At 65.9% G+C, this 6,299-nt stretch carries 5 protein-coding genes; all 5 read right to left on the minus strand.

What is annotated here, in order from left to right; translation table 11 throughout:
* Positions 1–822: DNA ligase LigA-related protein (locus ACOJTD_RS02000; RefSeq protein WP_420131268.1), on the minus strand; the 822-nt coding region annotated here is incomplete at its 3' end.
* Between the two features lie 56 nt (positions 823–878).
* Positions 879–2,564: a DNA repair protein RecN gene (gene recN / locus ACOJTD_RS02005; RefSeq protein WP_420131269.1), complete on the minus strand. Its 1,686-nt coding sequence runs from the start codon at positions 2,562–2,564 to the stop codon at positions 879–881.
* A 12-nt stretch (positions 2,565–2,576) separates the two neighbouring features.
* Positions 2,577–3,482 (minus strand): outer membrane protein assembly factor BamD, encoded by a 906-nt coding sequence (locus tag ACOJTD_RS02010; RefSeq protein WP_420131270.1) that lies wholly within the window; start codon positions 3,480–3,482, stop codon positions 2,577–2,579.
* Between the two features lie 247 nt (positions 3,483–3,729).
* The gene (lpxC, locus tag ACOJTD_RS02015; RefSeq protein WP_420131272.1) at positions 3,730–4,692 is read right to left on the minus strand and encodes a UDP-3-O-acyl-N-acetylglucosamine deacetylase; all 963 of its coding nucleotides are present in this window, start codon (positions 4,690–4,692) and stop codon (positions 3,730–3,732) included.
* Between the two features lie 365 nt (positions 4,693–5,057).
* Positions 5,058–6,299 (minus strand): cell division protein FtsZ (locus ACOJTD_RS02020; RefSeq protein ID WP_420131271.1); only part of this gene is annotated, 1,242 nt, incomplete at its 5' end.

The raw sequence follows: 6,299 nt of genomic DNA on the forward strand, positions 1-6,299 counted from the left end.
GATCTCGGGATTGACCACGAAGCCGGCACGATCGAGCCACTGCAGCATCTTGTGCTGGGTCGGCTCGTCCATCGGATAGTCACTCATCTCGCCCCACGCATAGGCGAAGAATTTCAGCGGCCGCGACGCGGTGATCGCCACGTCCTTCTGCCGCAGCGAGCCGGCGGCGGAATTGCGCGGATTGGCGAACACGGTGTCGCCGGCTTCTTCCTGTCTCTTGTTGAGCGCGAGGAAGTCCTGCTTCAGCATGTACACTTCGCCGCGCAGTTCGCAGGCGGCGGGGATGGCGTTGCCCTTCAGCGTAGTCGGAATGTCCTTGATGGTGCGGACATTGGCGGTGACGTCCTCGCCGGTGAAGCCATCGCCGCGCGTCGCCGCGCGCACCAGCTCGCCGTTCTCGTAACGCAGCGACAACGACAGCCCGTCGATCTTCGGCTCGGCGACGATCGACGGCACCGCATCCAGCTTGAGGAAGCGCTGCACGCGCTCCACAAACTCGGTGACGTCTTCATCGGAGAAGGCGTTACCGAGCGACAGCATCGGCACCGCGTGCTGCACCTTGGCAAACCCGCGCGCCGGCGCCGCGCCGACGGTCTGGGTCGGCGACGAGGCGCTGACCAGATCCGGAAACTTCGCCTCGATCGCCTCGAGCCGCCGTCGCAACGCGTCGTACTCCGCGTCGGAAATCTTCGGCGCGTCGTGCTGATAGTAAGCGGCGTTATGCCCCTCGATCTCCAGACGCAACCGTGTCAGCTCGATCTTGGCCTTCGGCTTGGTGAGCTTGGCGATGTCGGTCGGGGCGGGTTTCGGCGGCTTGGTCATGACCGATCGATACAATGGCGGCTTCGGAAGCGCCACCCGCTGCTCTGGTGAGCGGCCTACCCCGCCGCCTTGATCAACCGGTCCGCTGCGGCTCTGGCCTCGGCGGTGATTTCCGCGCCTGCCAGCATCCTCGCGATCTCTTCGCGGCGGTGGTCTTGTTCCAGGGCGGCGACGCGGGTGGCGACGCGTTTGCCTTTGTCGAGGGAGGCTTTGGAGATCAGCAGATGCTGGTCGGCGCGCGCGGCGACCTGCGGGGCGTGGGTGACGGCCATCACCTGGACCTTGGACGCCAGCCGCGCCAGGCGGCCGCCGATCGCGTCAGCCACGGCGCCGCCGACGCCGGTGTCGATCTCGTCGAATACCAAAGTGGGCGCCGAGCCCTTGTCGGACAGCACCACCTTGAGCGCCAGCAGGAAGCGCGACAGCTCACCGCCGGAGGCGACCTTCATCATCGGGCCTGGACGCGTACCCGGGTTGGTCTGAACCCAGAACTCGACGCGGTCGATGCCTTGCGGCCCTGGCACAGCCTCATCGGCTTCCACCTGGGTCATGAACTTGGCGCGTTCGAGTTTCAACGGCGCGAGTTCGCCGTTCACCGCCTTGTTGAGCTTCTCGGCCGCCTTGGTTCGGGACGCCGAGAGCTTCGACGCAGCAACGCTGTAGCGCGCATCCGCCTCACCCGCGGCCTTCTCCAAGGCAACGAGACGATCGGCGCCCGCATCGATCAACGCCACGTCCGACGCGTATTGCGCGGCGAGCACCGCGAGGCCGTCGACCGGCGTCGAATATTTGCGCGCGGCGGCGCGTAGCGCGAACAGCCGTTCCTCGATGCGCTCGAGTTCGAGCGGGTCGAAATCGGCGGCCGCGAGCGCAGCGTTGAGGTGTTGATCCGCCTCTTCCAGCGCATTGATCGCGGTGTCGATCGCCCGCACGGCCGGCTCGATCAGCTGCGGCGCAGTGCCGGCGCGGCGCTCCAGCCGGCGGACCGCGGAGGCGAGCGCTGCGACGGGCGAATGGTGGCCGCCGACGACTTCCTGGGCCTCGCGCAGATCGGCGGCGATCTTCTCGCCCTGCATCATGGTGGTGCGGCGCTCGGCCAGCGAGGTTTCCTCGCCGTCCTTGGGCGCGAGCTGCTTCAGCTCTTCGGAGGCATGACGCAGATAGTCGGCCTCGCGGGCGGCGCGCGCCATGCCGGCGCGGTGCTCGTCGAGCGCAGCCCGCGCGGTGCGGCGGCCTTCCCACAGCGTCTCCAGCGCGGCGACGTCCTTTTCCAGCCCGGCGAAGGCGTCGAGCAGGCGGCGATGGGTTGCGGCATCGACCAGCGCGCGCTCGTCGTGCTGGCCGTGGATCTCGACCAGCGCCGCGCCGACCGTCTTGAGGGTCTGCACGCTGACCGACTGGTCGTTGATGAAAGCACGGGTGCGGCCGTCGGCGAACTGGACGCGGCGCAGGATCATCTCGCCGGCGTCTTCCTCGTCGCGATCATCGAGGCCATTGGCGGCGAGAATCGCGAAGGCCGGATGCCCCTTGGCGAGATCGAAGGTGGCGGTGACCTGGCCGTGCTCGGCGCCGTGGCGAACCAGCGCGGCATCGCCGCGGCCGCCGAGCGCCAGCGCAAAAGCATCCAGCAGAATCGATTTGCCCGCACCGGTCTCGCCGGTCAGCACCGCGAGGCCGCGGGAAAATTCGATGTCGAGCCGCTCGATCAACACGATATCGCGGATCGACAGGCGGGCGAGCATGTGAGGTCAGTCCTATCCGAGACCGAGCTTTTTGAAGGACTTGCTGATCCAGGAGCCCTTGTTCTCGGTGGGTTCGAGTCCGCCCGACTTTACAAGATTATAAGCGTCTTTGTACCAGCGGCTGTCAGGAAAATTGTGGCCAAGCACCGCGGCGGCGGTTTGCGCCTCGCCGACGATACCGATCGCCATATAGGCCTCGGTCAGGCGGGCTAGCGCTTCCTCGACGTGGCGGGTGGTCTGATAACGTGTCACCACGGTCTTGAAGCGGTTGATCGCCGCCGCGTAGTCGCGCTTCTCCATGTAATAGCGGCCGACGTCCATCTCCTTGCCGGCGAGCTGGTCGCGTGCGCCTTCCAGCTTCTGCTTGGCCTGGTTGGCATATTCGGAGGTCGGGTATTTGCGGATCACCTCTTCCAGCGCCGCGATCGCCTTTTCGGTACGGCCCTGGTCGCGGGAGATATCGGGGATCTGGTCGTAATGCGACGCCGCGATCAGGTACTGCGCATAGGCGGCGTCCGGGCTGCCGGGATGCAGCGTCACGTAACGGGTCGCCGAGCCGATGCAGCTGTCGTAGTCGCCGGCCTGATAGTACGAATAGGCCGACATCAGCAGCGATTTGCGGGCCCAGTCCGAATACGGATGCTGGCGGTCAACTTCCTCGAACTTCTTGGACGCGGCCTTGAGGTCCTTGTCCTTGTTCATCAGGTACAAGCCCTCATTGTAGAGCTTGTCCGCCGGCTCGTCGTTGAACTTGTCCTCGTCCTTGGCCAGGAATTTGTCCCAGATCGCACCGGTGCCGCAGCCACCCAGCGGCAGCGCCAGCATCGCCAGACTGGCCATCAGGGGAAGGCTGCGCCAAAAGCGGTGGCTTCCGCGCGAGACCAGCCTGTTTCGCAGTCCGAGCCGCTGTGCCGACATCAATTCCAACCTGACCAACTGGAGAACGTTGCGCTTCGGCGCTGGGACGAGCCGTCAAGGCTCGCATCACCGGCCTGCCCCCGAAGCATCGAGTCAACCACCGGCTGTTTAGCCGAAAAAGGTTATGGGACCAACCGGGTAAGCAGGCATTCCGCCGGGAATAAGGCGATCGCACGGCGGCGTGCGAGAGGCGGACAAACGAGGCGCGGTGTGACTTCCGGCAGGTGAGAAACGTCCGATCGCGAGATCAGGACATGTCCGGACCGTAGGCCGGCGCAACCATGCCGCCGACCAGACCGGTGACGGCTTCGGCAGGCCCCCGGACCGCGCGACGCGCCGGCTCGGATTCGATCACCCGGTAGGCCGTACGATCGGCCAGAAGCGCGGTCAGCACCGAATGGTTGAGCTTGTGGCCACCCCGGACCGAGCGATAGGCGCCGAGGATCGGCAGGCCGGCCAGCGCCAGGTCGCCGATCGCGTCCAGCAATTTGTGGCGCGCGCATTCATCGGCGTAACGCAGACCTTCGACATTCAACAGGCGCTCGTCGTCGAACACCACCGAGTTCTCGAACGAGGCGCCGCGGGCGTAGCCCATTTCCCAGAGCCGCGCGACATCGCTCATGCAGCCGAAGGTGCGGGCGCGGGCGACTTCACGGCGGAAAGCTTCCGGCTCGACGCCGAGGGTGTAGCTCTGCTGGCCGATGACCGGATTGGAGAAGTCGATCTCGACCTCGACCCGGAATCCACCGGCATGGGGACGCAGCTCGCCGACCGACTTGCCCTGGGTGACGCGGATCGGCTTGAGAACCTGGATGAAACGGCGGGGAGCGGACTGCTCGCGAACGCCGGCCTGATCGATGGCGGCGACGAACGGCGCGGCACTGCCGTCCATGATCGGAACTTCGGGACCGTCGACTTCGATCGTGGCGTTGTCGATGCCCATGCCGCGCAGCGCGGCGAGAACGTGCTCGGCAGTGGAGACCAGCGGACCTTCACTGTCGCCGAGCACGGTGGCAAGTTCGGTGGCGACAACCGATTTGGCGTTGGCGGCGATTTCGCGATCCGCGCCATCGAGGCCGGTCCGAACAAAAACATAACCCGCGTCGATGGATGCGGGCCCGATGGTGAGATTGACTGGCTGGCCGGAATGAACACCTACGCCCGTCACCGTGGCTTGCGAACGCAGCGTTGTCTGCCGGCTGAATTTCATGCGTAAACCGCCCACCATTGACCACCAGTCAGCCACACCCGGACGTCTTTCTGATCTGTTCTCAAGATCTTGTCCGGCGACTCGACCGTGTGTCCCCAAGTCCAGAAAACCATAGCACTGCCCCAAAGAGCGCCAACTCACGCTTTTTTACGGATTGTTACCCCAACTCCGCCGCATTACCGCCGCCGCTGCCTCGAATTCAGACGCAAAGATGGCAGCAATCGTTCCCTCGCTGTCCGCGGAAATTTCAAATTTATCTTTAAAATCAATCATCTAACACAAATTCCCGTCTTCGCATCGCACAAAAACAAGACCCCGGAGGCGGCCCTCCGGGGTCTTGTCATTGTTTGAAATGAGGCACGGGATCAGTTTGCCTGCCGCCGCAAGAAGGCGGGGATATCCAGATGGTCGTCACCCTGTGGCGCCTGGGATACAGGTGCCGGACGCCCGTGGAGATCCAGACCCTGCGGCGCCGGACGCTTGGCATATTCCGAAACCGGATCATGACCCATCTGCTCCGCGACGCTGCGCTGCGGGCGACGTTCCGGGAGCGGCGGCATCTGCGGCACCGCGGGTGCGGCGGCGACCCGGACCGGCGGAGCCGTCTCCGATTCGTCGTCGCGGCGGCTCAGGCCGTTGGCCAGACGCTGGAGCAGCGACAGCCGGGTCTTCTGCGGCTCGTCGTCGGTTTCGCCGCGCGCGGCCTGACGGATCTCGTTCTGCGCCGGCACCGGCAGCTCGTCGAACCGCGGCATGCGCGGCGACCGCAAAGCGGCACGATCCGGCTGCTGGGGAATGAACGAGTCCGGCGTCTCCGGCTCCTCGGACACCGCGCGGGTCTGCTCCAGATCGGGGAACAGCGAGGGCTTCTGCGGAATCGGGCGGACAGTGACGTCGCCATAGGACGCCGGCGCAACCGGCGCCTGAGCGACCTGCGGAGCCGGCATCTGTTCGGTGCTGACGGCAGCCGCGATCGCGGCCAGCGCAGCGCGCTCGACGTTCGGGTTACGCGGAGCCGGCGCCGCGGCGACCGCCGCCGGAGCGGCAGCAACCTGCGCGGCGCGGGCGGCAGCGGCTTCGGCGATGCGCTGGTTGTCGGCGCGCAGCTTGGCAGTCAGTTCAGCCAGACGGCTGTCCGCCGGCGCAGCAGCTTGGGCAGCCGCGCCGGCCGCGGCTGCGTTCCGCGACAACTGATCTTTCTCGATGCCGGTCGCCACGACCGACACGCGGATGATGCCATCGAGGCTTTCGTCGTAGGTGGCGCCGACGATGATGTTGGCGTCCTGGTCGACTTCCTCGCGAATGCGGGTGGCGGCTTCGTCGACTTCGAACAGCGTCAGGTCCTTGCCGCCGGTGATCGAGATCAGCAGGCCCCTCGCCCCCTTCATCGACGAATCGTCGATCAGCGGATTGGCGATCGCGGCTTCGGCGGCGGTCAGCGCGCGCTTCTCGCCGGAAGCTTCGCCGGTGCCCATCATCGCCTTGCCCATCTCGCGCATCACGGCGCGGACGTCGGCGAAGTCGAGGTTGATCAGGCCTTCCTTGACCATCAGGTCGGTGATGCAGGCGACGCCCGAATACAGCACCTGGTCGGCCATCGCGAACGC

Source organism: Rhodopseudomonas sp., from assembly GCF_048594845.1.
Taxonomy (GTDB): domain Bacteria; phylum Pseudomonadota; class Alphaproteobacteria; order Rhizobiales; family Xanthobacteraceae; genus Rhodopseudomonas.